Origin of the sequence: Chryseobacterium sp. GP-SGM7 (assembly GCF_049166575.1) — a bacterium.
GTDB lineage: Bacteria > Bacteroidota > Bacteroidia > Flavobacteriales > Weeksellaceae > Chryseobacterium.
The window spans coordinates 315976-339948 of sequence record NZ_JBMHFF010000004.1 but is presented as its reverse complement, the minus strand read 5'-3'; the positions used below and the strand labels follow the sequence as shown (position 1 = coordinate 339948).

General features: G+C 33.9%; 28 protein-coding genes and 2 tRNA genes. 17 read left to right on the top strand and 13 right to left on the bottom strand.

Annotated features, from left to right (window positions below; genetic code table 11):
• The first annotated feature begins 16 nt into the window (after positions 1 to 16).
• The 10 genes from ACOOWA_RS16525 (at position 17) to ACOOWA_RS16480 (ending at position 8596) form a co-directional block, all read left to right on the top strand.
• Positions 17 to 553 (top strand): RNA methyltransferase, encoded by a 537-nt coding sequence (locus ACOOWA_RS16525; RefSeq protein WP_421376872.1) that lies wholly within the window; start codon positions 17 to 19, stop codon positions 551 to 553.
• Between the two features lie 406 nt (positions 554 to 959).
• Positions 960 to 1610 carry a CBS domain-containing protein gene (locus tag ACOOWA_RS16520; protein WP_421376871.1) on the top strand — a complete coding sequence of 217 codons (651 nt, stop codon included), beginning with the start codon at positions 960 to 962 and terminating at the stop codon, positions 1608 to 1610.
• 1 nt (position 1611) lies between these two features.
• Positions 1612 to 2478 (top strand): NAD kinase, encoded by an 867-nt coding sequence (locus ACOOWA_RS16515; protein ID WP_421376869.1) that lies wholly within the window; start codon positions 1612 to 1614, stop codon positions 2476 to 2478.
• Positions 2479 to 2549: 71 nt separating this feature from the next.
• Entirely contained in the window at positions 2550 to 3620 is a 1071-nt protein-coding gene (gene fbaA / locus ACOOWA_RS16510) for a class II fructose-bisphosphate aldolase (protein WP_421376868.1), read from the top strand.
• Between the two features lie 100 nt (positions 3621 to 3720).
• Entirely contained in the window at positions 3721 to 4575 is an 855-nt protein-coding gene (accD, locus tag ACOOWA_RS16505; protein WP_421376866.1) for an acetyl-CoA carboxylase, carboxyltransferase subunit beta, read from the top strand.
• A 103-nt stretch (positions 4576 to 4678) separates the two neighbouring features.
• A complete protein-coding gene (locus ACOOWA_RS16500) occupies positions 4679 to 5191 on the top strand; it encodes a DUF6973 domain-containing protein (protein WP_421376864.1) in 513 nt (170 codons plus the stop codon).
• A gap of 89 nt (positions 5192 to 5280) precedes the next feature.
• The gene (locus ACOOWA_RS16495; protein WP_421376863.1) at positions 5281 to 6168 is read left to right on the top strand and encodes a KilA-N domain-containing protein; all 888 of its coding nucleotides are present in this window, start codon (positions 5281 to 5283) and stop codon (positions 6166 to 6168) included.
• A gap of 34 nt (positions 6169 to 6202) precedes the next feature.
• Positions 6203 to 7606, top strand: coding sequence for a nucleoside recognition domain-containing protein (locus ACOOWA_RS16490; protein WP_421376862.1), 1404 nt, complete (start codon positions 6203 to 6205; stop codon positions 7604 to 7606).
• Positions 7607 to 7745: 139 nt separating this feature from the next.
• Positions 7746 to 8135, top strand: coding sequence for a hypothetical protein (locus ACOOWA_RS16485; protein ID WP_421376861.1), 390 nt, complete (start codon positions 7746 to 7748; stop codon positions 8133 to 8135).
• Positions 8135 to 8596 (top strand): hypothetical protein, encoded by a 462-nt coding sequence (locus ACOOWA_RS16480; RefSeq protein ID WP_421376860.1) that lies wholly within the window; start codon positions 8135 to 8137, stop codon positions 8594 to 8596. The genes ACOOWA_RS16485 and ACOOWA_RS16480 overlap by 1 nt, the downstream gene beginning before the upstream one ends.
• Here the strand turns inward: ACOOWA_RS16480 and ACOOWA_RS16475 are convergent.
• The 4 genes from ACOOWA_RS16475 to ACOOWA_RS16460 all read right to left on the bottom strand — a co-directional run bounded on the left by ACOOWA_RS16475 (position 8593) and on the right by ACOOWA_RS16460 (position 11322).
• Positions 8593 to 9471, bottom strand: coding sequence for a ferric siderophore ABC transporter substrate-binding protein (locus tag ACOOWA_RS16475; protein ID WP_421376859.1), 879 nt, complete (start codon positions 9469 to 9471; stop codon positions 8593 to 8595). The two genes, ACOOWA_RS16480 and ACOOWA_RS16475, sit on opposite strands and share 4 nt — an antisense overlap.
• A gap of 111 nt (positions 9472 to 9582) precedes the next feature.
• Positions 9583 to 9978 carry an ExbD/TolR family protein gene (locus ACOOWA_RS16470; protein WP_421376858.1) on the bottom strand — a complete coding sequence of 132 codons (396 nt, stop codon included), beginning with the start codon at positions 9976 to 9978 and terminating at the stop codon, positions 9583 to 9585.
• Positions 9979 to 9982: 4 nt separating this feature from the next.
• The gene (locus tag ACOOWA_RS16465) at positions 9983 to 10687 is read right to left on the bottom strand and encodes a MotA/TolQ/ExbB proton channel family protein (protein ID WP_421376857.1); all 705 of its coding nucleotides are present in this window, start codon (positions 10685 to 10687) and stop codon (positions 9983 to 9985) included.
• A gap of 173 nt (positions 10688 to 10860) precedes the next feature.
• Positions 10861 to 11322, bottom strand: coding sequence for a hypothetical protein (locus tag ACOOWA_RS16460; RefSeq protein WP_421376855.1), 462 nt, complete (start codon positions 11320 to 11322; stop codon positions 10861 to 10863).
• A 227-nt stretch (positions 11323 to 11549) separates the two neighbouring features.
• Here ACOOWA_RS16460 and ACOOWA_RS16455 point away from each other — a divergent pair, with 227 nt between their 5' ends.
• The 3 genes from ACOOWA_RS16455 to ACOOWA_RS16445 all read left to right on the top strand — a co-directional run bounded on the left by ACOOWA_RS16455 (position 11550) and on the right by ACOOWA_RS16445 (position 14452).
• Positions 11550 to 13346 carry a DUF885 domain-containing protein gene (locus ACOOWA_RS16455; RefSeq protein WP_421376854.1) on the top strand — a complete coding sequence of 599 codons (1797 nt, stop codon included), beginning with the start codon at positions 11550 to 11552 and terminating at the stop codon, positions 13344 to 13346.
• Between the two features lie 81 nt (positions 13347 to 13427).
• The gene (locus ACOOWA_RS16450; protein ID WP_421376853.1) at positions 13428 to 13973 is read left to right on the top strand and encodes a hypothetical protein; all 546 of its coding nucleotides are present in this window, start codon (positions 13428 to 13430) and stop codon (positions 13971 to 13973) included.
• 35 nt (positions 13974 to 14008) lie between these two features.
• The gene (locus ACOOWA_RS16445; protein ID WP_421376852.1) at positions 14009 to 14452 is read left to right on the top strand and encodes a DinB family protein; all 444 of its coding nucleotides are present in this window, start codon (positions 14009 to 14011) and stop codon (positions 14450 to 14452) included.
• Positions 14453 to 14547: 95 nt separating this feature from the next.
• Here ACOOWA_RS16445 and ACOOWA_RS16440 read toward each other — a convergent pair whose 3' ends face one another.
• Positions 14548 to 15174 carry an endonuclease III domain-containing protein gene (locus ACOOWA_RS16440; protein ID WP_421376850.1) on the bottom strand — a complete coding sequence of 209 codons (627 nt, stop codon included), beginning with the start codon at positions 15172 to 15174 and terminating at the stop codon, positions 14548 to 14550.
• Positions 15175 to 15207: 33 nt separating this feature from the next.
• Between ACOOWA_RS16440 and bcp the strand changes: the two genes are divergently transcribed.
• Entirely contained in the window at positions 15208 to 15654 is a 447-nt protein-coding gene (gene bcp / locus ACOOWA_RS16435) for a thioredoxin-dependent thiol peroxidase (RefSeq protein WP_421376848.1), read from the top strand.
• Between the two features lie 84 nt (positions 15655 to 15738).
• Here the strand turns inward: bcp and ACOOWA_RS16430 are convergent, their stop codons facing one another.
• The 5 genes from ACOOWA_RS16430 to ACOOWA_RS16410 are packed head-to-tail and all read right to left on the bottom strand — an operon-like array spanning position 15739 to position 19966.
• Positions 15739 to 16281, bottom strand: coding sequence for a GNAT family N-acetyltransferase (locus tag ACOOWA_RS16430; protein WP_421376847.1), 543 nt, complete (start codon positions 16279 to 16281; stop codon positions 15739 to 15741).
• Positions 16244 to 16912, bottom strand: a complete 669-nt coding sequence (locus tag ACOOWA_RS16425; protein ID WP_421376845.1) for a hypothetical protein — start codon at positions 16910 to 16912, stop codon at positions 16244 to 16246. Before ACOOWA_RS16425 ends, ACOOWA_RS16430 begins: the two co-directional genes overlap by 38 nt.
• Positions 16913 to 16945: 33 nt before the next feature.
• The gene (locus ACOOWA_RS16420) at positions 16946 to 18025 is read right to left on the bottom strand and encodes a mannose-1-phosphate guanylyltransferase (protein WP_421376843.1); all 1080 of its coding nucleotides are present in this window, start codon (positions 18023 to 18025) and stop codon (positions 16946 to 16948) included.
• 2 nt (positions 18026 to 18027) lie between these two features.
• Complete coding sequence (locus ACOOWA_RS16415) at positions 18028 to 18618, bottom strand: SprT-like domain-containing protein (RefSeq protein ID WP_421376842.1); 591 nt, start codon at positions 18616 to 18618, stop codon at positions 18028 to 18030.
• Position 18619: 1 nt separating this feature from the next.
• Positions 18620 to 19966 (bottom strand): TolC family protein, encoded by a 1347-nt coding sequence (locus ACOOWA_RS16410; protein ID WP_421376841.1) that lies wholly within the window; start codon positions 19964 to 19966, stop codon positions 18620 to 18622.
• A gap of 168 nt (positions 19967 to 20134) precedes the next feature.
• Here ACOOWA_RS16410 and ACOOWA_RS16405 point away from each other — a divergent pair, with 168 nt between their 5' ends.
• The 3 genes from ACOOWA_RS16405 (at position 20135) to ACOOWA_RS16395 (ending at position 21604) form a co-directional block, all read left to right on the top strand.
• Positions 20135 to 21379, top strand: a complete 1245-nt coding sequence (locus tag ACOOWA_RS16405) for a bifunctional folylpolyglutamate synthase/dihydrofolate synthase (protein ID WP_421376840.1) — start codon at positions 20135 to 20137, stop codon at positions 21377 to 21379.
• Between the two features lie 42 nt (positions 21380 to 21421).
• Positions 21422 to 21496: transfer RNA gene (locus ACOOWA_RS16400), tRNA-Val, on the top strand.
• Between the two features lie 33 nt (positions 21497 to 21529).
• Positions 21530 to 21604, top strand: a tRNA-Val gene (locus ACOOWA_RS16395).
• Positions 21605 to 21715: 111 nt separating this feature from the next.
• Here ACOOWA_RS16395 and ACOOWA_RS16390 read toward each other — a convergent pair.
• Genes ACOOWA_RS16390 through ACOOWA_RS16380 form a run of 3 tightly spaced genes read right to left on the bottom strand, consistent with a single transcriptional unit; the run spans position 21716 to position 23972 of the window.
• Positions 21716 to 22660, bottom strand: coding sequence for an ISAon1 family transposase (locus ACOOWA_RS16390; protein WP_421373631.1), 945 nt, complete (start codon positions 22658 to 22660; stop codon positions 21716 to 21718).
• A gap of 28 nt (positions 22661 to 22688) precedes the next feature.
• Positions 22689 to 23042 (bottom strand): ISAon1 family transposase N-terminal region protein, encoded by a 354-nt coding sequence (locus ACOOWA_RS16385; protein WP_421375321.1) that lies wholly within the window; start codon positions 23040 to 23042, stop codon positions 22689 to 22691.
• A 12-nt stretch (positions 23043 to 23054) separates the two neighbouring features.
• The gene (locus ACOOWA_RS16380) at positions 23055 to 23972 is read right to left on the bottom strand and encodes a glycosyltransferase family 2 protein (protein ID WP_421376839.1); all 918 of its coding nucleotides are present in this window, start codon (positions 23970 to 23972) and stop codon (positions 23055 to 23057) included.
• Position 23973: the final 1 nt, after the last annotated feature.

Genomic DNA, 23973 nt, shown 5'->3' with positions numbered 1-23973 from the left:
TAAGAAATAAATTATTTTGGTACACAAATTAAAACTCGAAGAGCTTAACAGAATTGATGTAGAAACTTTTAAAAAAGTTAAGAAAATACCGTTGGTTGTTGTTTTAGACAACATCAGAAGTATGCATAATGTGGGCGCAACTTTCAGAACGGCGGATGCATTTTTGGTTCAGAAAATTATTCTTTGCGGAATTACGCCTCAACCTCCACATCGCGAAATTCACAAAGCTGCTTTGGGAGCAACGGAAAGTGTAGACTGGTCGCATGAAGCAGATATTAATGTAACAATTACTGATTTGAGAAGTCAGGGTTATAAAATTTTAGGAATCGAGCAGACTTCAGACAGCCAAATGATTTCAGATTTTACAATTGATAATACAAAGAAATATGCGGTGATTTTAGGAAACGAGGTGGAAGGAATCAGCGATGAGGCATTACCAAACATTGATACTTTTCTAGAAATTCCACAACTCGGAACAAAACATTCTTTAAATGTAAGCGTTTGCGGAGGAATCATAATGTGGGAGTTCGCAAAAGCTTTAGGTTTAAAATAAATAAAATTTTTAACGAAATTCAGTTAAAACCTTCAGTTCTTTGCTGAGTGAAATCGAAGATTCGATGTAGTCAAACGCCTCTGCCTTAAATATATATTTAATTTATTTGAATCGGCGAAACTTCGTTTTGCGAACGAAAAATATGCAGAATAATATTAAAAAATCTTAGCGAACCTTACTTTGAAAATAATTTTATAAAGATCAAAAAAAGTCTTAAAATAAAAAACTGCGTCTGTCTAAAAGACAGTGCAGTTTGAAATAAATCTAATAAAAAGTAAAAATGAAAGGCGACAAAGATACATTTATTTTCTACACAAACAAATTATTCCGGCTGAATTCTCTTTTTTATTAAAAAAAACCACAATTTTAAGAAAATGATTCGTTTAATTTTTTATAAATTAGCACAATGTTTATCAAAGACTACGTCTCAAAAGATTTTCCCTGTTTTCATCTTACTGACTCTATAGAATCAGCTAGAGAAATGCTTGACGCTTTTGGATACACACACATTTTTATTAAAAAATCGCATCACTTCCACGGAGCCATCGCCAAAGATTTTCTCTACGAAGAAGAGGGTACGTTAAAAAACCTCGAACATCAGATTGAGCGTTTTGCGATTTTGGAGGATAATAATATCATGGACAGTATTCGTCTGTTTTATACCTTCAATACCAACGTAATTCCTGTGATTAATAAAAACGAAAAATATTTGGGATATATCGGCTGCGACGATGTTTTCCAGAATCTTTCGCTATATCCTTTATTTTCTGAATCGGGAGCAACTTTAACGGTTGAGGTTCCGGCAAGAAGATATTCGATGACAGAGATTGCCAATATTATTGAAAGTAATAATTCAAAATTTTATGGCGGATTTATCAGTCTGATGTCTGAAGAAGCCATTCAGGTGACCATAAAAATCAGCAATGAAAATCTTGCGTCTATTGATGCAACTTTTGACAGATACGACTACAGAATTGTTGAAAAATACTATTCTGACGAAAAGACCGATATGTTTAAAGACCGATTTGGCTTTTTACAAAAATTTATAGAAATTTAATATGAAGGCAGCCATCTATTCTCAGAAAAAAGATCTTGATACTTTTTTATATTTAAGCAAATTTATTTCTGAACTGGAAAGCAGAGGCGTAAAATCTGTGTTGTTTGATGAAATGGCAGAAGCCCTTCAATTTTCAAAAATATTTGAAACGTTTGCCAACAAGCAGGATCTTATTGAGAAAAAAGTAGATTTATTTTTCACATTTGGTGGCGACGGAACAATTGTAAACTCATTAACCTTTATTGAAGATTTAGAAATCCCTGTTGTTGGTGTAAATACCGGAAGACTGGGGTTTTTGGCAAGTTTTACCAAAGAGGAAGCTTTTAAAGAACTAGATTCTATTTTAAAAGGTGATGTGAAAACAAGCCGTCGTTCAGTTATTCAGGTGATTTCGCCAGAACTGGATGATTTTTTCCCTTATGCCTTAAATGATGTTACCGTTTCAAGAAAAGAAACTACCTCGATGGTAACCGTAGATTCATATATAAATAATGAATTTTTAAATGTTTTTTGGGGTGATGGTGTTATCGTTTCCACGCCGACTGGTTCAACAGCTTATTCTTTAAGTTGTGGCGGACCTATTATTTCACCAATTAATCAAAACTTCGTCATCACTCCTATTGCACCTCACAATCTTAACGTGAGACCTTTGGTTGTGAATGATACCGTTGAAATTAAATTTAAAGTAGAAAGCAGGGTTCCGCAATATTCTCTTTCCTTAGATTCAAGATTAATTCACATTGAAACTGATAAAGAAATTGTGATTAAAAAAGCTAGTTTTCAATTGTTATTGGTGCAGCCCAACAATTTAAGTTTCTACGAAACCATTCGCCAAAAGTTACTTTGGGGAAGAGATAAAAGAAATTAATCATTTCTTAAAATTGATTATCTTTACAGGAATTTTTAAAATATACCCTAATTTTATATAAAAGCTAAAATATGAGCAGAATTTTCCCGGCAGGAGTTGCCACAGGTCAGTTAGTTACAGATATTTTTCAGTATGCAAAAGAAAATAAATTTGCATTACCGGCAGTAAATGTTATCGGTTCGAGCAACGTGAACGCTGTAATGGAAACGGCTGCAAAGCTAAACTCACCGGTAATTATTCAGTTTTCAAACGGTGGAGCATCTTTCAACGCAGGAAAAGGATTGAGTAACGACGCTCAGAAATCAGCAATTTATGGTGGTATTGCAGGAGCAAGACACATTCACACTTTGGCTGAAGCTTACGGAGCGACTGTAATTCTTCACACAGATCATGCTGCAAAAAAATTATTGCCCTGGATCGACGGTTTAATGGATGCTAACGAAGAATTCTTCAAGCAGACAGGTAAATCTCTTTACTCTTCTCACATGTTGGATCTTTCTGAAGAATCTTTGGAAGAAAATCTTGAAATTTCTGCTGAATATTTCGAAAGAATGGCAAAAATGCAGATGACTTTAGAAGTTGAAATCGGTGTAACAGGAGGTGAAGAAGATGGAGTTGATAACTCTGATGTTGATAATTCTAAATTATATACTCAACCAGAAGATGTAGCTTACACTTACGAAAAATTAAAAGCTATTTCTGATAACTTTACAATCGCTGCGGCTTTCGGAAACGTACACGGTGTTTACAAACCAGGAAACGTAGTTTTAACTCCGAAAATCTTAGACAATTCTCAGAAATTTGTTCAGGAAAAATTCGGAACAGCTGAGAAACCAATCAATTTTGTATTCCACGGTGGTTCGGGTTCTACTTTAGAAGAAATCAGAGAAGCCATTGATTATGGGGTAATTAAAATGAATATTGATACCGATCTTCAGTTTGCGTACACAGAAGGAATCAGAGATTATATGGTAGATAATGTAGAATATCTGAGAACACAGATTGGAAATCCTGATGGAGAAGAAAAACCAAATAAAAAATTCTACGATCCAAGAGTTTGGGTAAGAAAAGGTGAAGAAACTTTCTCTAAGAGATTGGTTCAGGCATTTGAAGATTTAAATAACGTAAATACACTTAAATAATTTGAGATTTGGGGTTTGAAATTTGAGATTATCGCAATATACAGTTTTTATCGCCTGATCTAAATTTCAAACCTCAAATAAATAATTTCAAATCAACAATATGGCATTCGACTGGTTTAAAAGAAAAGCACAAAATATTACCACTTCTACAGACGAGAAAAAAGATGTACCAAAAGGACTTTGGCATCAGACTCCGTCGGGAAAAGTTGTAGAACACGACGAATTAAAAAGAAACAACTATGTATCTCCTGAAGACGGATTCCATGTAAGAATCGGAAGTGCAGAATTTTTTGACATTCTTTTCGACGAAGGAAAATTCACCGAGCTTGATGCAAATGTTGAAAGTATTGATATTCTTAACTTTAAGGATACAAAATCGTACACAGACCGTCTGAAAGAAGTAAAAACAAAGACAAAACTGACAGATTCTATCAGAAATGCTGTTGGAACTGTAAACGGAACAGAAATGGTCGTTTCATGTATGGATTTTGCGTTCATTGGTGGATCTTTGGGTTCTGTAATGGGTGAAAAAATCAGAAGAGCAATTGATTACTGTATAGAAAAAAAGCTTCCATATATGATCATTTGTCAGTCTGGAGGTGCAAGAATGCAGGAAGCAACGTATTCTTTGATGCAATTGGCTAAAGTTCAGGCAAAACTGGCTCAGCTTTCAGAAGCAGGGCTTTTATATATCGCTTATCTTTGTGACCCAACTTTTGGTGGTATTACCGCTTCTTTCGCAATGACTGCAGATATTATTATGGCAGAACCAAAAGCATTGATCGGATTCGCAGGACCAAGAGTGATCCGTGAAACGATCGGCAGAGATTTACCGGAAGGTTTCCAGACCTCCGAATTTTTGCAGGAAAAAGGGTTTGTAGATTTCATCGTTAAAAGAACAGAGATAAAAGATGTCGTTTCTAAAACAGTCAATCTTTTAGCTGTTAAAGCTTAAAATTTGAAACCAAAAAAGATATAATCTCTCTCAATTTGGGAGAGATTTTTATTTAATTATTATAATGACAGTTTGATTTTAAGGCCAAAACACTAAAGTAATTATGAGGACTTTCAGAGTAATTTTCGATACCATCAGAAGCATGAGCTTAAAGAAAATTCTTAAGCTCTTATCGGCTGTTTTGCCTCACCCAATATTTTCAATTTTAAGTTTCTATGCAACAATAAAAGCATTTTCTATTGCTCAGAAACTTTACCCTAAAACAGCATCTAAAAACGGAGAAGGGAATGCTTTTCGTCACGCCTTCTGGTGTTGTTTAATTATGATGTACTGTAGCAAAGTTTCATCACCTCAGAAAGCTTTTGATTTTTGTAAAAAAATTACAGATTTACATGAAGAATTATTCCCCAACAAACCATTAGAAACCAAAATGGATCTTCACAACAATAAAATCGGCATGGATTATTTCATGGAAATTTTACCCGGAATTCACCGTCAGTTTTTTGAGAAAAGTTTTTTCATTGATGAATTACAGAAGAAAACTGCAAATGCAAAAATTTTGAAAAATCTGGATGATGACTTTGAGGGTTTTTTGGTTTATTTGGATGAAGAGTAATTTTAATATTTCTCAATAACAAAAATTAAAAAACAGATTAATTTTGTTATTTTTGAATACAACTATTCAATTTACAATCTCTTCCATCAATGCCTAAAAATAAAATACTTAAAGTTCAGGATATTGAAATATCAATTACTTCGATAAATGATACAGACTATATCTGTCTTACAGACATGGCAAAAGCAAAAGAGGATAATAGCAGAGCCGCCGACATTATAAAAAACTGGATAAGAAACAGAGGTACAATTGAATTTTTAGGAACTTGGGAGTCAATTTATAATCCAGATTTTAAAGTGGTCGAATTTGACCACTTTAGAAAAGAAGCCGGTTTACCTACATTCACTTTGAGCGTTAATAACTGGGTTCAACAAACAAATGCCATCGGAATATTCTCAAAACAAGGAAAACATGGTGGAACGTATGCTCATAAAGATATAGCATTTGAATTTGGTTCTGCTATAAGTCCTGTTTTTAAGCTTTATATCATTAGAGAATATCAAAGACTTAAAGAAATTGAAAACGACAAGTATGGAATTGAATGGGATATAAAAAGGGTTTTAAGTAAAGCCAATTATCAAATTCATACTGATGCAATAAAAAATTATATAATTCCCACTTTGACTTATTCGCAAAAAAAAGATTGGGTTTATGCCGAAGAAGCTGATTTGTTAAATATTGTTCTCTTTGGATGTACTGCAAAACAATGGCGAGAAGCAAATCCTCAAAAAGTACTTACAGGTGAAAACATAAGAGATATGGCGAGTATAAATGATTTAACAATTTTATCAAATCTCGAAAGTTTAAATTCCGCCTTGATCAAAAGCAAGATTGACAAAAAAGACAGGTTTAAAATTCTTTTAGACACAGTGAAAGATCAAAGAAAATCTTTAGAATCTATTGATATTGTTAAATCATTAAAGAAGATTTCCAATTCTACTTTTTTGGATGCACAGAAAAATATAGATTTGGATTAGTACGAAATCAATAAAATAAAATTAAAAAACTCAAATGGTTCTTAGCAGAATTTGGTCGGCTTTCATTATTATTGCCATTGCGATTGCAAGTATAAAGTATATTTCTTCAAGTCATTATAAAACAATTTTCAACGACATGGTTGTTGGGAAAGGTGGTGATAGCGTGCAGATTGCAACCCAAAATATTGGCACAGTTTCTTCGATTGTGAAAGACAGTCTGATGAAAAAAAATGATTTTGCCGAAAACAGAATTCATTATAAAACCGATTCTTTAAAACAAAACGTAAAAGTTTACAGAGTTCAGTCTGCAGATGGCGTTATTAACACGTCAAAAACTGCTGTAGACATCTGTCTTGGCTTAATCGGAATTATGACTTTATTTATGGGTTTCATGAGCATTGCTGAAAAAGCAGGCGGAATCAATTTATTAAGCCGATTAATTCAGCCATTTTTCTCAAAATTATTTCCTGAAATTCCAAAAAATCATCCCGCTTTTGGGCACATGCTGATGAATTTCAGTGCAAATCTTTTAGGTTTAGACAACGCAGCAACGCCTTTCGGATTAAAGGCTATGGAAAGTTTGCAGACTTTAAATCCAAATAAAGACACCGCAAGCAACTCACAAATTATGTTTCTATGTCTTCACGCAGGTGGAATGACATTGATTCCGGTTTCTATCATTGCCATAAGAGCTTCCATCGGTTCTAAAACACCAACGGATATTTTTCTTCCGTGCATGATTGCGACATTTGCCGCTACTTTAGCTGCAATGATTGTTGTTTCAGCTTATCAGAAAATTAATTTATTAAGACCGGTTGTCATCGCTTACGTGGGTGGAATTTCAGCTGTTATCGGACTTTTAGTCGTTTATTTAGTTCAATTAAGTAAAAATGAATTAGACGATTTTAGCAAAGTTTTAAGCAATGGTTTGATTCTTTTTATTTTCGTGGCTATCGTTCTTGGAGCAGTTTATAAAAAAATAAATGTTTTTGATGCGTTTATTGAAGGCGCAAAAGAAGGTTTTTGGACGTGTGTAAAGATTATTCCTTATTTAGTTGGAATGTTAATTGCCATTTCACTTTTAAGAACTTCCGGAGTTTTTGAAGTCATTATCGATGGAATGAAGTGGGCTGCATATGCTTCTAACCTAGACGCAAGGTTTGTTGACGGACTTCCGACAGCTTTAATCAAACCGTTATCTGGTTCCGGAGCGCGAGGAATGATGGTTGATACGATGACAACTTTCGGAGCCGATAGTTTTCAGGGGAAACTGGCAGCCGTTCTTCAGGGAAGCTCAGATACGACATTTTATGTCATTGCTGTTTATTTTGGAGCAGTAGCCGTGAAAAACACAAGATATACGGTAATTGCTATGCTTTTGGCTGATTTAGTGGGAATTATTACTTCTATCGGATTAGCTTATTTATTTTTTGCGTAAAGTTGCTTGTTGATAGTTTTCAGATTTTGAAACTAAAAATATATCAGTACAAACTCTTAATGGGTAGAATAAATAATATATTCAAATTATCCGGCGTATGTAAACAAGCTACCATAAACCAACAACAATCAACCATACTATGATCACAGATAAAGAATTTACATTAAGACTCATCCGCCAGTTAACTCAGGCATTAGAAAAACTTATTCTGGAAAAACCGGAAGAAAGTTTAATGCAGAAAGATTTGGATTTTGATTCTTTAATGAAAGATATTTTCAAAATGGATTTTACTGAAGTTTCTTCAAAAGCCAAAGAAAATGTTATTGAAATCGTCAATGAGAGGCAGGAAAGAGATCATAAAGATTATTACGAAATGCTTGGAAATCTATTCTATTTTAAAGGGAAAGAAGCCAATAACTTAGACTTTCTGGATAAAGCAAAAACATTCTACGAATTATACCTTCAAACCAGCGGAATTTTTGCACTTCCAATTATTAATAGAATTAATGAGTTAAAGAAAACATTATAATGAAAGCTTTAAATATTCTATTGATTTTGTTTTTTGTTTTGAATTGTAAACAGGCAGAAAAACAAATAGAAATTGAAAAAAAACTTTCTACAATTTCTAAAATTCCTCAAAATAGCATTCTAAAAATTAAAGGAGATTTTGTTGTCTTTCTTCGTCCGGATAGTTTAAAATTTAATAGTATGATAAATGAAGAAGGAATTTATGAAGCTGATTCAGATTTTGGATTTGGAATTACTTCCACAACTGATAGTTTATCAAAAAATAAAAAATATAAAGACATAAAGGTTGACGTTACAGAAAAAAGATATGTTCTAATTGAAACGTCAGGAAAGTTAATTGATAGAGATACTATAGATTACGGTATCATTTTCTCATCAGCGAAGAAAAATTACAAGATTTCAACCTTTATACACAGTTATCCTTATATACAGGATATTGATGATTATTTTTTCAAAAATTAGAAGGTAATTTTATAGGTTCCGGTGGAAGATGTGCTTGCTTTTTCAGCTTTCACATACTTTTTAACCCAAGAAACTGATGTAGAAGACACACAAGGATCTGAAATACCTCCCGATCTTCTTGCAGAAACCACATTTCCGGCTTTATCAACGGTATAAGAAATCGTAATTGAACCACTTGCAGAACAATTGTGTGATGGTTGCGCTCCTCCTCTTCCCATAGTTCCTGGAATATATCCGATCAGTTTTCTGTCAATCCCTATTTTGCTGTCTCCATTTCCGTCACCACCTAAAGGATCACCCGCATTTCCAATTCCGTCTCCTGTTCCCTGACTTCCCGCTTTTGTTCCTCTCCCTCTTATCAAATTTCCGATAGCGGCAGTTCCTTTTCCGTCACCACTTCCTGTTTTAGAATTGGCTGTTGTTGCAGAGCTTTTTGTACTCTTCGTAGTCGAACTTGCCGTTGATTTTTTATTCGTTTTGGAATCTTCTTTTTTCGGTGCGGTAACTTTTGTGTTATTACCAGTAATGATTTTATCTTTTACCTCAGTTTTCTTAGATTCAGGTTTTGGATCGGGAGTAATTACGGTTTTTGGTTCAGAAACTACATTTTCAACTGGTTCAGGAGTCGTTTCTACAGCTTTTGCAGCCAAACTTCCTTCCTGATTTGCTGGTTCGTCAATTCCTGCTCCATTTCTGTTGTCTCCGAAATTAACGAGCATGGTTGTAATCACTTCAGGCTCTTTTTCACGCACCGTAGGTTTCATCTTATAAATAAAAACGAAGATCAAAATAGCAGACCAAATAATGATAGAAAGCACTGCGCTTTTTAACTTATCTTTATTTTCTTCGTCCCTATTTATTGTATAACCTCTCATTTTGATTATTGTCTTACATTATAGTTGAAAATATAGTCAACTAATAGTTTTTAATTTCTGCCACGAATACACGAATAAAAACTATATGTGAATTCGTGGGAATTTTTTCACTTATTCTTTAACCGTTGCAATCGCAATATTAAATTTATGTTTTTCTGCAATTTCCATTAAAAAAACAACGTCTTTATGCATGGTGCTTTCATCTGCTCTTATGGTAAACGATTTTGCCGATTTGTTTTGAAGATCATTCACAATTGTTTGCTCTACCAATTCTCTGCTTACCGGTTTATCGTCGACGTAATACGAACCATCCGGTTTTACGCTTACCGTCATCGGATTCGGAATATTGTCTTCCACGCTTCCTGTCTGAGGAAGTTTTACATCAATCGCACTTTGATTAGCCGCCGAAGAAGTAATCATAAAGAATATCAACATCAGCAGAATAACGTCTGTCATTGCTGCTAAGCTGAATTCCGGGTGCGCCTTATTTCTTCTCTGAATTTTCATAGATTTATAAAGGTTTATTAATGATGTCTAAAAATTCTCCGGAAATATTCTGGGTTCTCAACACGAACTTATCAATTCTTGTTAAAAGAAAATTATAAAAGAAGTTTGCAGGAATTGCCACTGCCAAACCGACCGCAGTTTGTCCAAGAGCAGTATAGATCCCTTCAGACAAAGTTTTTGGTGAAAAAGCACCTTCTGCGTGAGACAAATCAAAGAAAGCAATAATCATCCCGATAACGGTTCCCAAAAGTCCCAACATCGGAGCAATACTTGGAACGGCTGCCAAAAGATTCAAGTGCTTTTCCATATTGGCAACTTCTATCTGAGCCTGAGATTCCATTGCGCTTACAATATCAGAAACCGGTCTTCCCAATCTTAAAATTCCTTTTTCCAGAATTCGTGATTCCGGTGAGTTCTGCGTCTTACAATAATCAGCTGCGGCTTCTATTTTTCCGTTTCTTATGAAGTCTTCAATGTTATTCATAAAATTAGAATCTGTTTTAGATGCCATTCTTTGGATAAAGAAAAGTCTTTCAAAAAACAGATACACCGAGAAAACTCCCAATGACAAAACGGTTACCATCACTATCTTAGCGAAAATTCCGCCATGGAAAAGAATATCCCAAAAAGAAAATTCAATTTTCTCGAGAGGTACAGCAGGTACAGCGGCCTGTGCAAATAAAATCTGAGTAAGTTCCGTTAACAGCATTAATTGATTATTTTATAATGGTTTTAAACGACAAAAATAACGGAATATTATTAATACTTATCTTAAAATAAGCTTAAAAAATACATTCCAAATATAATAATGTCACAAAAAAGCAAATTTCTTTCCAAAAAAAGATTTGAAAAGAAATTTACAGTTAATATTTTAAAAGACGATTAGTCTTCGTCTACAATAATTTCGTCTGGAGTAAATTCACACTTAAGCCTGAAAGGAAGCGGTGTATCTGAACCGGTATAAAAATCATCGATTGTTCCTTTCCAGGTTACCTGAAGCTCATCTTCATCATTTTTATCAAAGCAAAGCTCGTTATCATAAATGAAAGCGTCTTCATCGTCAAACAAATTTACTTCTGTATACACCTCATCATCAGAATCGTTGATTTCAAAAGTTTTCCCTTCAATTTCTGAAGAATCTATCGGAAATTCAATCACTTCAAGCGATAGCTGAGGAAAATTATATTGTAAAGAATCATCATCAACATGGTCTAAACTGTCGTCTGTAATGACCTCAACTTCCAGAAAATGTTTTTGATTACTGTAAAACGCTTTGCAATAAGTATTTTTAATATTGTATTTGAGCGTTTCGTCCGGATGGTAAATTTTTAAAATCCCTTTCATTGTTTCTTAAAAAAGAACTGTAATACTATGATTGTTAAATGCTTTAGGCAAAGATAAAAAAATGTGCGAATTTGAAAACTGTTTTGAAAATTATTTTCATTAAAATCTCAGTTTAAAACAGATTTGATTTACAATATTGGTTATTTTTGTTACTTATTTCTTTAAATGAAATGCTGATGACAAATTTTTCTGCATTTCTTCTTACAAACAGAAAATAAAGACTATCAATGAAAAATATTGTATTTAAAACCTTACTCGGACTTGGTTTGGCTGTAACTGTTGCCTCCTGCAAAAAATCAGATTCGCCATTAACGAAAGTGACTCCGACAAATATTGATTCTATCGCCTCAAATTATTATGAGCAATATTTAAAATTATATCCTTTAGAAGCCACTTCACAAGGAGATTTAAGATACAACGACCAACTTCCGATTAATATCGACAAAGATTTTATTTCAGGGGAGGTCGCTTTTTATAATTCAGTTCAGAAACAGCTGGAAAATGTAGATTATAAAAGTCTTTCCGACGAAGATAAAGTGGTTTATGATGTTTTAGATTACACTTTGAAAGATAAAATTGAAGCCTACTCTTTTCATCCTGAATACATTCCGCTTACGCAGTTTGGCGGACTTCCTTTAAATTTCCCTTTGTACGGAAGCGGACAGGGAAGCCAGCCTTTTAATACTGAAAAAGATTATGAAGACTGGTTGAAAAGAATGGAAAAATTTCCGGAATGGATGAATGCTGCAACTGAAAACTTCCGAGAAGGAATTAATAATAAAATTGTTCTCCCTAAAAAATTGGTGGTAAAAATGATTCCTCAGATGAAAGCGGAAGAAATTACAACTCCTGATTTTGAAAAGAATATTTTCTACGGACCGATAAAAAATTTCCCGAAAGATTTCACCAAAGAACAAAAAGAAAAATTAACAAATCTCTATAAGGAAGCGATTACAAAAGATATTATTCCGGCTTATAAAAAAATGGGTGAATTTTTAGAGAAGGAATATTTGCCTAAGTCAAGAGAAACAGATGGTTACAACAGCCTTCCAAAAGGAGACAATATGTATAAATATTATGCTAAAAGCTGGACGACCACTAACAAAACACCCGAAGAAATCAATAAAATCGGACTTCAACAAGTGGCAATGCTTCGTGGGGAAATGGAAAAAGTAAAACAGCAAGTGGGTTTCAACGGAACGCTTGAAGAATTTATCAACTCTGTAAAAACAGATCCGAAAGCGATGCCTTATAAGACCTCAAAAGAAGTTTTAGACGGTTTTAACGGGATTTTAGCCAAAATAACGCCGAAGCTGAAAACGATGTTCAGTGTAACGCCAAAAACAAAATTTGAAATCAGACAGACTGAAAAATTCAGAGAAGCGAGCGCAAGTGCAGAATATATTCAGGGAACTCCGGACGGAAAAAGACCGGGAATTTTCTACATGCCGCTTCCCGATCCATCAAAATTCAATGTTACTTCGGGAATGGAATCTCTGTTTTTACATGAAGCAATTCCGGGACATCATTATCAGGTTTCTCTACAGCAGGAAAATACCAAGCTTCCGAAGTTTATGAGATTCGGCTGGTTTGGAGCTTATGGCGAAGGTTGGGCACATTATTGTGAAACTTTAGGCCCGGAATTCGGTTTATACACCGATCCTTATCAGAAAATGGGATATTTAAGCGATCAAATGCTTCGCGCCGTTCGTTTGGTGGTTGACACCGGAATTCATACCGGAAAAATGACGAGAGAAGAAGCGATAACTTATTTTTTAAACAATATTGCTTACGATGAAGCCGGAGCAACTGCCGAAGTTGAACGTTATATGGCAATGCCCGGTCAAGCTTTAGGCTACAAAATCGGTTCTTTGAGAATCCGTGAATTAAGAGAAAAATATCAGAAAGAATTGGGAAGTAAATTCAGTCTGGCTAAATTTCATGATGAAATTTTAAATCAGGGTTGCCTCCCTTTGGATGTTTTAAACAGAAAAATGGAGCTTTGGGCGAAGAAGCAGAAGTAAAATATAAATTAAATTATTAGAAATAGAAGTCACGAATTAATTTTTAGTGGCTTTTTTGTTTTAGATTTGTTAAATTCGATCATGAAACAAACTTTATATTTTTCATTTATTTTCTACTTATTAATAGTAAGCTGCAAAAAAGAGGATAAGATTAGTCAGACTTTTGAAAAATTTTCCATTGACGAGAATCTCCCACAAAATGATACCATAAAGTTATTTTCAAAATATCCTGAACTAAAACTTTATAAAAAGGAAAAATTAGAAAGTAAGACAAGAACTGCTTATATTATTGAAACAACAGCGCTGTTTCAGACCGATAAATACAAATGTAAAGCCGTTTTAAAAAATGATACGTTAGAAATTTCACTTAATAATAACAATGGTTTTTTTGGAAATGGAGTTTTGGTTAAAGTATTTGATGATAATTTTTTAATTCAAGATATTGACCCGAAAACTTTACATAGCGAAATGAAATTTATTGAAACTGGACCTGTTTATCAGAAATTAATTTTGAATAAAGCTAATTTTCAGAAAAACGACACCATTTATGGCTTCATCAATTACAATACAAAAGTAGAAAAGTTCACCAAAGATTTCAGAGGATATTTTAAAGCGGTTGTTAAATAAATGCACTAAAAAAATTTAATTATAATCTTAAAATTATGACAGAAAGCATAAAATCACTATTCACAAGAGATTTAAACCAATTAAAAAAAGAAATAGAATCTTACCAAAACGAAGATATAATCTGGAAAACAGATAAAAACATTTTAAACTCTGCAGGAAATTTGACTTTGCATTTGGTGGGAAACATCAATCATTTTATCGGATCTGTTTTAGGAAATTCGGGATATGTAAGAAACAGAGAACTTGAATTTTCACTGAAAAACATCCCGGGAACTGAATTGATTGAGAAGATTGAAAAAACAATTGAAGCTGTACATTCTTCGCTTGAAAAAGTTTCAGAAGAAGATTTGAAGAAACACTATCCTATTGAAGCGTTGGGTTATACGATGACGACAGAACATTTTCTGATTCATTTGTTTGGGCATTTAGGTTATCATTTGGGACAGATTAATTACCACAGGAGATTGTTGGATTTGTAATGATTTTTTATTATTATTCTGTTTAACCACCCCGTCAAAAAATCGAAGATTTTTCGCCACCCCTCCATTGGAGGGGAATTTTTCATGATATCAATTTATTTGTTTTCTTCAAACAGCATTTTCGTAATAAAATCTTTTTCACCTTTTCCTCTTGCGGGAGAATATTCTCTTCCATAGAAAATTATCTGAAGATGAAGTTTATTCCAAACGTCTTCTTTCCAAAGAATTTTGGCGTCTTTCTCGGTTTCTACAACGTTTTTGCCGGAAGTGAGCTTCCATTGAATCATTAATCTGTGAATGTGAGTATCGACAGGAAAAGCAGGAAATCCGAATGCCTGACTCATTACGACAGAAGCTGTTTTGTGACCAACTCCGGGAAGCGCTTCAAGCTCTTCATACGTTTGTGGTACTACTCCGTTATGTTTTTCCAGAAGAAGTTCAGCCATTTTTTTCAGATTTTTTGCTTTTGTATTTGAAAGTCCGATTTCTTTGATTAATTCTTTGATCTGATATTCTTCCAATTTTGCCATTCTTTGTGGAGTTCCTGCAACAGCAAAAAGTTCTGGCGTTACCTGATTGACTTTCTTGTCGGTCGTTTGAGCCGAAAGTGCAACAGCAACCATCAAAGTGTAAGGATCGGTGTGATCTAATGGAATAGGAACTTCAGGATATAATTTTTCTAATTCTGACTGAACGAGCGCCGCTCTCTGCTTTTTTGTCATTTAATCATTAAATTTGAACAAAAATAAATCATTATGCTGAAAGTTGGAGATCAATTACCAAAATTTGAAGGAATAAATCAAGACGGAGAAACCATAAATTCTGAAAAGTTAATCGGAAAAAAATTAGTTATTTTCTTTTATCCACAAGCAAATACGCCGACCTGTACGGTAGAAGCTTGTAACTTAAGCGATAATTATTCCCAGCTTGAAAAGGCAGGATTTCAACTATTAGGAATAAGTGGAGATTCCGTAAAAAAGCAGAAAAATTTTCACAGCAAATTTGCATTTCCGTATGATTTAATTGCAGATGAAAATCGTGATATCATCGAGAAATTCGGAGTTTGGCAGGAGAAAAAAACATTCGGAAAAACCTACATGGGAATTGTAAGAACCACTTTTATTTTCGACGAAAAAGGAATTTGTACGAGAGTTATTGAAAAAGTAACTTCTAAAACGGCGGCTGCGCAGATTTTAGAATAAATTTAAACACAAATTGCTCTAATATTTTCACAAATAGCGCACTAATTTCTGTGAGATTTGTGAAAGTATTTGTGGTATTCGTGTTTAATCAGTAGTTTCGTAATACATCAACTCTTCATCTTCATTCGGAAGCGTCACATATTTTTGGAATTTTAAGCCTAATCTTTCGATTAATTTTTGAGATGAAGAATTGTCTTTTGTCGTGATGGCTGAGATTTTCTTTAAACCAAATTCATCCATTCCAATAGATTTTATTTTTTTTGCTGCTTCAAACATCAGACCTTTTCCTTCAAACTTTTCAAGCACTGAAAAACCAATATCTACGACATCCAAACCTTCTCTTTCGAAAATTCCTACTGCACCAATTTTTTGATTTCCTTCTTTTAAAATAATGAGATAATTCCCAAAGCCCGATCTTTCGATTTGCGGTAAAAATCTATTTTTAATGTAGTTTTCAGCATCAGAAAGGGTTTTGATATTTTTATCACCAATAAATTTGATGAAATTCGGCATATTGTAGAGCTCAAGAATTATATCCGCATCTTCTAACGAAATCAGACGAATCAAAAGCCTTTCTGTTTCGTAGAAATTATTTTCTTTTTTTGGCAGGTTGTTTTTTGGGGTCATCTTTTGGTTCTTCTTTCTTTTCTATTTTTAAAAGTCGTGGATTATTTTTGCAGTTTTTAGTATAAACTTCAATATAAGTCCCGTTCTCTTTTACATCTGAAACAACACCTGTAGCTTTATTCACCGTCAATGTAAAATGAGATTTTTGATACGGACATTCTTTCGACGTCACTTTTCCTAAATCCAGATAATAATTGGTTTTATCTTCATAATAATTAGCCGCAACATCCACAAACTGCTCATCTATGATATAACCATCTAAAACTGCATCTATAGCCGCTTCTTCTACATTATCTACCTTACCCACAAATGCCTTTAACTCTTTAATGTCAGTCAGATAGCTTATTTTTCCACCAGTGGAAGACACAATATAGTAAAAGCTTTCTTCACCTGTTCTGAAATTAAATCCGGCAAACTGTGGTAAATAATCTATTTTGTTTCCCGAAAATTTCACTTCTCTATTTTTACCATAATTATTGTGTACCAATACCCAGGAATCAACTTTCCGGTTAGGAATTATTTTAGCTAAAACCCCGTCAATATTAGAGAATTTTTTCTTGTCTTGAGAGAAAACAGAGATTCCCAAAAAAAGAAAAACAAAAAGAAAAATGTGATTTGTATTTTTTTTCATAGTTTGAAATGCAGACAGAAACTATGTCTAAATTTACATAAATTTCTCTCCTTTTTTAAGGCTCTTTAAATCTAAGACATAATCTTTAATCTGCTGATCATGTTCTCTAGGGCAGATTAAAAGTACTTTATCTGTATCTACCACTATAAAATCTTTTAATCCGTCTATAACGACAGCCTTGTTATTTTTTACATGAACGATATTTCCGGTAGAATCGTATGTAATGGCTGTTTTAATATTAACTGCATTATCATTTTCGTCTCTGTCGCTGTTCTCGAAAACGGAAGTCCACGTTCCCAAATCACTCCACCCTAAATCTGCAGGAATCACGTAAACATTTTTTGCTTTTTCTAAAATTCCGTTATCGATTGAAATTTTCTGAATTTTAGGATAAATCAATTCAATACAGCTTATTTCGGCTTCCGCATTGTATTCGCAAGCCGTAAACTGTTGCATCATATCTGGAAGGAAAGTTTCAAAAGCTTTGTGAATAGATTTTACGTTCCAGATAAAAATTCCCGCATTCCAGAGGAAATCACCGCTTTCAAGGAAGCTTTTAGCAATTTCAAGAATAGGCTTTTCGGTAAAAGTTTTAACTTTGTAGTAATCTGAATCTTTTTTGTCAACAAACTGAATGTATCCGTAACCTGTATCGGGCCTTGTTGGCGTAATTCCTAAAGTCACCAAATAATCTTGCTGTGAAGCAATATTAAATGCCAACTCAACTTTTTGCAGGAAAACATCTTCTTTTAAAATCAAATGATCTGCAGGAAGCACAATCATCGTTGCATTTGGGTTGATTTCTTCAATCTTATTTGCCATGTAAAGATTACACGCAGCCGTATTTTTCATCAAAGGTTCTCCCACAACATTATCTTGCGGAATTTCCGGCAATTGCTGATGAGAAAGAGCAATATATTCTTTATTTGTAATTACAAATATATTTTCGCTGGGAATAATTTTACTGATTCTATCGTAGGTTTGCTGAATCATGGTACGGCCCGTTCCTAAGATATCCTGAAATTGTTTGGGAAACTTCTGTGTGCTTAAAGGCCAGAATCTGCTACCGATTCCTCCTGCCATAATTACACAGTATTTATCTGAATTTGACATATTTAACTGCATTTTTTCACTCTCGCCAAAGGTTTGAAAGAATACTTCCGCCCTGTAGCCAGATTTACACAAAGATAGTTTTTTTTGATAAGACCTTCCAACAAATACTTCTCGTTTCTGTAAAGGAAGTGCTCGCCTTTTTTTAATTCTTCAATATACTGAAGTTCATCTTCGTGATTTTCAATATGAAAGTATTTTACCAAATCCGGACTCGCCATAAAGTTGGCTTTGGGAGAATATGAAAATTTAGCAATAATCGGTTTTAAATCTTCTTCATAAACATCGAGGCTTTCCAAAAGCATTTCTCGGAAGGTCAATTTCCACTCGGTTCCGTGCGGAGAAATTCTTCTACCGTATTTTTCGAAAGCAATGAGGTGTGCCATTTCGTGAGTTAGAACGAAAAAGAAAAGCTGTGGAGCTAAAGTTGAATTGATGGTAATTTCATGCGATTGATCACGAAGTTTACGGTAATCTCCAAGCTTCGAATTTCGGTTTTTAGTAACTTTTATGTGAATATAATAGTCTGAAAACCATTTTTTTAAATAGAATAGTGTATTTTGGGGTAGATATTTTTCTAAAGACTGAATAGACATTCTACAAACTTAGCGGAATTCCTGAATAAAAATTCAATAATTTAAGACTGAAAAGATAATTAAATTTCGCCTGTTGCACAGAACCTTGAGCATTGGCATAGTTATTTCGGGCAATATTCAAATCGAAAATTGTTGTACGACCGGCAGCGTAGCTTTTATCTGCAAAATCCATTGCCAGTTTTGTGCTTTTTTCAGCTTCTGTTGCGGCAAGATAAATTTCGTAATTGGCATCTGCATCAAACTGAGCCTGCTGTACATTTTGTCTGACCGTTAATTTTTGCTGCTCTAAAGTTGTTTTAGCAATATTCTCATTGATTTTTGATTGCTCCACCTGAAGTTTTGTAATTCCTTTATTGAAAATAGGAATATTTAAACTTATCCCACCTTGCTGCCCGAAGTTATCTTTATACTGCGAAAAAAAAGAACGTTCATTGGCAGCATTGCCAAATTCATCAAATCCCGAAAAACTTGTGTTTAGTAAATTATTATAAAAACTTCCTATTCCCACACTTGCAGTAAGAGTTGGCCAGAAAGATGTTTTGGTAACTTCAGTCTGTGCTTCTGCAGCTTTTATTCTACTTTCTGCAGCTTTTATCTGAGGCTGATTTCCGTAAGCTTTTTCTAAGACATCTTCTACAGCAATTAATTGCGGCGTTAAGCTTTCAGAAACCTCAACATCTACTACATCAAAGTTTTTATAATCTTTTAACTGGAGCAACTGTGCCAAAGCAAATAAACTTCTTCCAACGTTTACTTCTGCAGTTTTAAGGTTTTGTTTTTCTCTTGCCCAGGCTGCCTCTGCTTCTGCCTTTACTGTTTGAGCAGTTGTACCAACTTCTGTCGTAATTTTTGCTCTGTCTAATTGTTTTTTGGCATTCTCTGCTGCACTTTGAGAAATTTTCACAATTTCTTTATTCAGCAAAGTGGTTAAATATTGCTGGGCAATCTGAAGAGAAATATCATTTTTGATGGTTTCAATATCGTAATGACTAGCTTCTACATCAAACTGGGTTTTTCTGACTGTTTTTTCAAGCCTGCCGTTATTGTAAAGTAAAATATCCGCTGATAGATTCGCAGAATTGCTAAATCTATCGTTTCTAATACTTCCTGTTCCCAAAGAAGCCTGACCGAAACTTACATTATTTCCCATATTTGCGCTTACAGAAGGAAGATAATTTCTCTGAGCAATTTTAAGATTAGAATCCTGAATCTGTTTTGAATATTCATTCTGAATTACCTGAAGATTATGCTTCACGGCATAATCTACACATTCACGCAAAGACCATTTCTCCTGTGCGTTTACTCCTGCAAAGGCTAATCCTAAAACGACTATCAAAACTCTTTTCATAAGGAAATATTTATGTTTTTAACCATTATCATCGTTCTTAAAACTTAAAAAATTGAGCCACGACGATTTTGAATTCTCTTTTTCCCATTAGACGCTAAGATTTAAAAAAAGTTACAGATTTAGAAAAATATTGTTTTATTTTAATGAAAGTTTTGAGAATTTTGCGGCATGACAAACGAACAATATCAGGAAGCTGTAGAATGGCTTTTCGTTCAGGCTCCAAACTATCAGATTGATGGTGAAAAAGCATATAAACCGGGATTAGAAAATATCAGGAAGCTTTGCGCTTTTTTTGGTAATCCACAAGATAAAATAAAATGCATCCATATCGGCGGAACCAACGGAAAAGGCTCTACGAGCAATATGCTGTCTTCTGTTCTTCAGGAATCGGGTTACAAAGTTGGTTTATACAATTCGCCCCATCTTATTGATTTTACCGAAAGAATTAAAATAAACGGGAAAAATTGCGATAAAGAATTTGTCTATAAATTTATTCAAAAACTAAAAAAGCTTCCGGGCGATATTTTACCCTCCTTTTTTGAGTTTACGACCATTATGGCATTTGAATACTTTGCCCAACAAAATGTCGATATAGCAATTATTGAAGTTGGTTTAGGCGGAAGATTAGATTCAACCAATATCATTAAGCCTCTCGTTTCTGCGATTACCAATGTACAATTAGACCACCAGAATATCTTAGGAAATACAATTGAGGAAATTGCAGGCGAAAAGGCAGGAATTATTAAACCTACCATTCCAATTATTTTTGGCGATGATAATGAATCTGTAAAAAATATTATTAAAATCAAAGCCAATAAAGAACAAGCAACGTTCATCGATGCTACTTTACTTAAAACCGAATTAAAATCAGATTTAAAAGGAAATTACCAAGAGAAAAATATTAAGGTAGTTTTAGGTTTAATTGAAGAATTAAGAAAATTATATTTCACAATTTCTGATCAAAATATAGAAATTGGACTTCTTAATGTTCATAAAAACACAGGATTTATCGGTCGTTGGTTTGAATTTTCACAAAACCCTTTGATAATTTGTGATACGGGACACAATCAAGCCGGTCTGGAATATGTCTTTTCACAGTTAAATTCAATTGAAAAGCACAAACACATCGTTTTAGGTTTCGTTAATGACAAAAAAATCGATGAAGTAATGACTATACTGCCCCATAATTCTGAATTTTACTTTGCAAAACCTTCAATCAACAGAGGAAGACATCCGCAAGATTATGAAAATCTATTGATGGATGCAAAAATAATTTACAAAATTTTTGACTCTGTACAGGAAGCGTATCTTTCTGCAAAACAAGAATGTACTTACGAAGAAATGATTTTCATTGGTGGAAGTAACTTTGTAGTTGGAGAATTTTTAGAAAAAAATTTGGAGATTTGTGAATAAGTCGTATATTTGCACCACTCTAAACAACGGCAACGTTGAAAAGGGCTCTTAGCTCAGTTGGTTCAGAGCATCTGGTTTACACCCAGAGGGTCGGGGGTTCGAATCCCTCAGGGCCCACAAAGGTTTACTGAAACCTTTCAAAAAAATTCAGGGCTCTTAGCTCAGTTGGTTCAGAGCATCTGGTTTACACCCAGAGGGTCGGGGGTTCGAATCCCTCAGGGCCCACAAAAACTCTCAGATTATTCTGAGAGTTTTTTATTTTATGCCTATTCATAGGAGTTTTCAGGGCTCAATCTGGATCAGTAACAAAATCGGCTCAATCTCAAAACTTGGGGACTAAGCAAAAAGTTTATATAATCTGAATAGGAAAAACGATTTATCCCTTACGCCTCGCAGCTGTAATCTGAAGTTTTTAATTTTTGCATTGAAAGATTCTGCTGAAGCATTTGTACTGCGTGCATTAAAGTAATTTAGAATACCATTATAGTTTAGCATTATTGTTTTCATTAAGGTGTTGAAAGATTTAAATCCGGATTCCTCAGCGTTCTTGAACCAGTGCGCCAGCTTGAGCATCGCCACCGATTTCGTGATATTTTGATTGTAAATTTTGCGAAGTCCATCAGACAGACTGTATGCTTTTTCCAAATCGGGATACTGATAAAATAAAATTTCCGCTCTGTGAGTTTGTTCCAGAGTCCATTTCTCTTTGCTTTTGTATAAGAGGTATCTGCTTCTTGCCAAAAGCTGTTTTCTGGTATCGCCATTGCTGAAAATTTCAATTTCTGTTTTTACTTCTTTTTCTTTAGATCTTTCCAAAAGCTCATTTTCCAGCTCAATAGCTTCCCAGCGGTGTTTTATTCTTATCTCCTGCAGCGCTTCGGTGGCAAGCTTCTGAACGTGGAAACGGTCTATAACCTGCGTTGCAGCCGGAAAACATCTTTTAGCAATCAGCTTCATTGAACCTGCCATATCAAGAGTGATTTCTTTAACTTTCATTCGTGTTTTTCTACTTAATTTTAAAAGATGTTCAATGACGGTTTCACTTTTTGTTCCCCTGATAACAGCAACAAGACATCCTTTTCTGCCTTTTGCCTTTTTTGAGGTTAAAACGGTGTAGAGTTCACCCTCGGAAAGTGCTACTTCGTCAATGGAGAGCTGTGATGAGATATTTTCAGGATAAAGAATCTGTTCTTCAGCATGCGGTTTTTGTTCCCAATCGTTAAAATTGCTGAGGCTTTGTTTATACTGCCTTTGGAATTTCTTACCATCCACGCCATACATCTCGCCAATTGTTTTGCAGGGAAGTGCTTTAGTATCGGCTGATTTTTTTTAAGAACTCGGCAAAATCCTGTGTCATGCGCGTTCCATTGGCAATAAGATTCCAGTCTCTCTGAATAATCTTTCCGGTTTTTGTTTCCGTCCATCTTCTGCGTTTAATATGGAGTTTTACGGTTTTTCCGCGGAGAGGAAAATCATCTGCCGTAATTTCAGGAACAAATCCTTTTGACTGCAAAATGAGTGTGGAAAACTCTTTGGGAGCTGTATTTTTCTCTTCAAAATAAATATGGAGAATTTTATTTTCCTCTTCAAATTTCACAATCTCAAAATGTTCAATCAAGAGTTCCGGTAAAAATAATTTAAAAAGTTCGGCATTGTTTAACATATAACAAAGTTATTATTTTATTTTGCTCCCCAAGTTTTGAGATTGATCCTTTATTTTCTTCAGTAATAATCCCAGTTTAAACAAATCAAGATATTTAAGATTGGGATTCTCGGAAAGTAAATTCTTTTTAATCCTTTTCTCAGCTAAATTGTAAAAATTTAGAAATACGTTTTTCAATCCTGTTTTTATAATCTTTTTTGCGAATCTGTAAACCTTAATATCATTAATGAACAGCCTATTTTCAGAATCCTGATGAAGTTGGAAAAGAGAATTAATAGCGGTCTCTGTTTTATTTAGAAAAATCTCGTTAGAGGTATCATCAATATGAATAACAGGATTTTGAATTGCAGAAAATTTCACATTTCCAAATTCCAGAGTTTTGGCAAATACAAAATCTTCGTAACCGTAATTTATCAAGTGTTCATTGAATGGAAATTTCTCAAAAACATCTCTTTTAATAGTAAAATTAACTGTTTTCAGAAGTAAAAAGTCAGATGATCTCTCAACTGAAAAAATTTCTTTTTCAACAGAATATCGATTCCGTAAAGTTTTTGAATATGCTGAATCTATTTTGAAATTACCATAAACAACCTCAACATCTCTATTTTCTTCTATTTCCTGTAAATAATTCGTCAGAAAATTTTTGTTATCTATTTTAACATCACAATCCAGAAACAGCAAATAATCGCCGTCTGTATATTTCAAAAATAAATTCCTGATTTTAGACCTGCCAACATTTTTCTCAAGTAAAACAAATTTTTCTACTTGATTTTGAAGTTCGTTATTTATCTGTTTGAAAGCATCATCAGAAGCATCATCAATGAGAATAATTTCAGCGTCAATAGAATTGTTTTGTATCTGTTTTTTTAGGTCATTAACCAGTTCTCTGACATCAAAATTATAGATCGGGATGCAAACAGAAATTTTCATC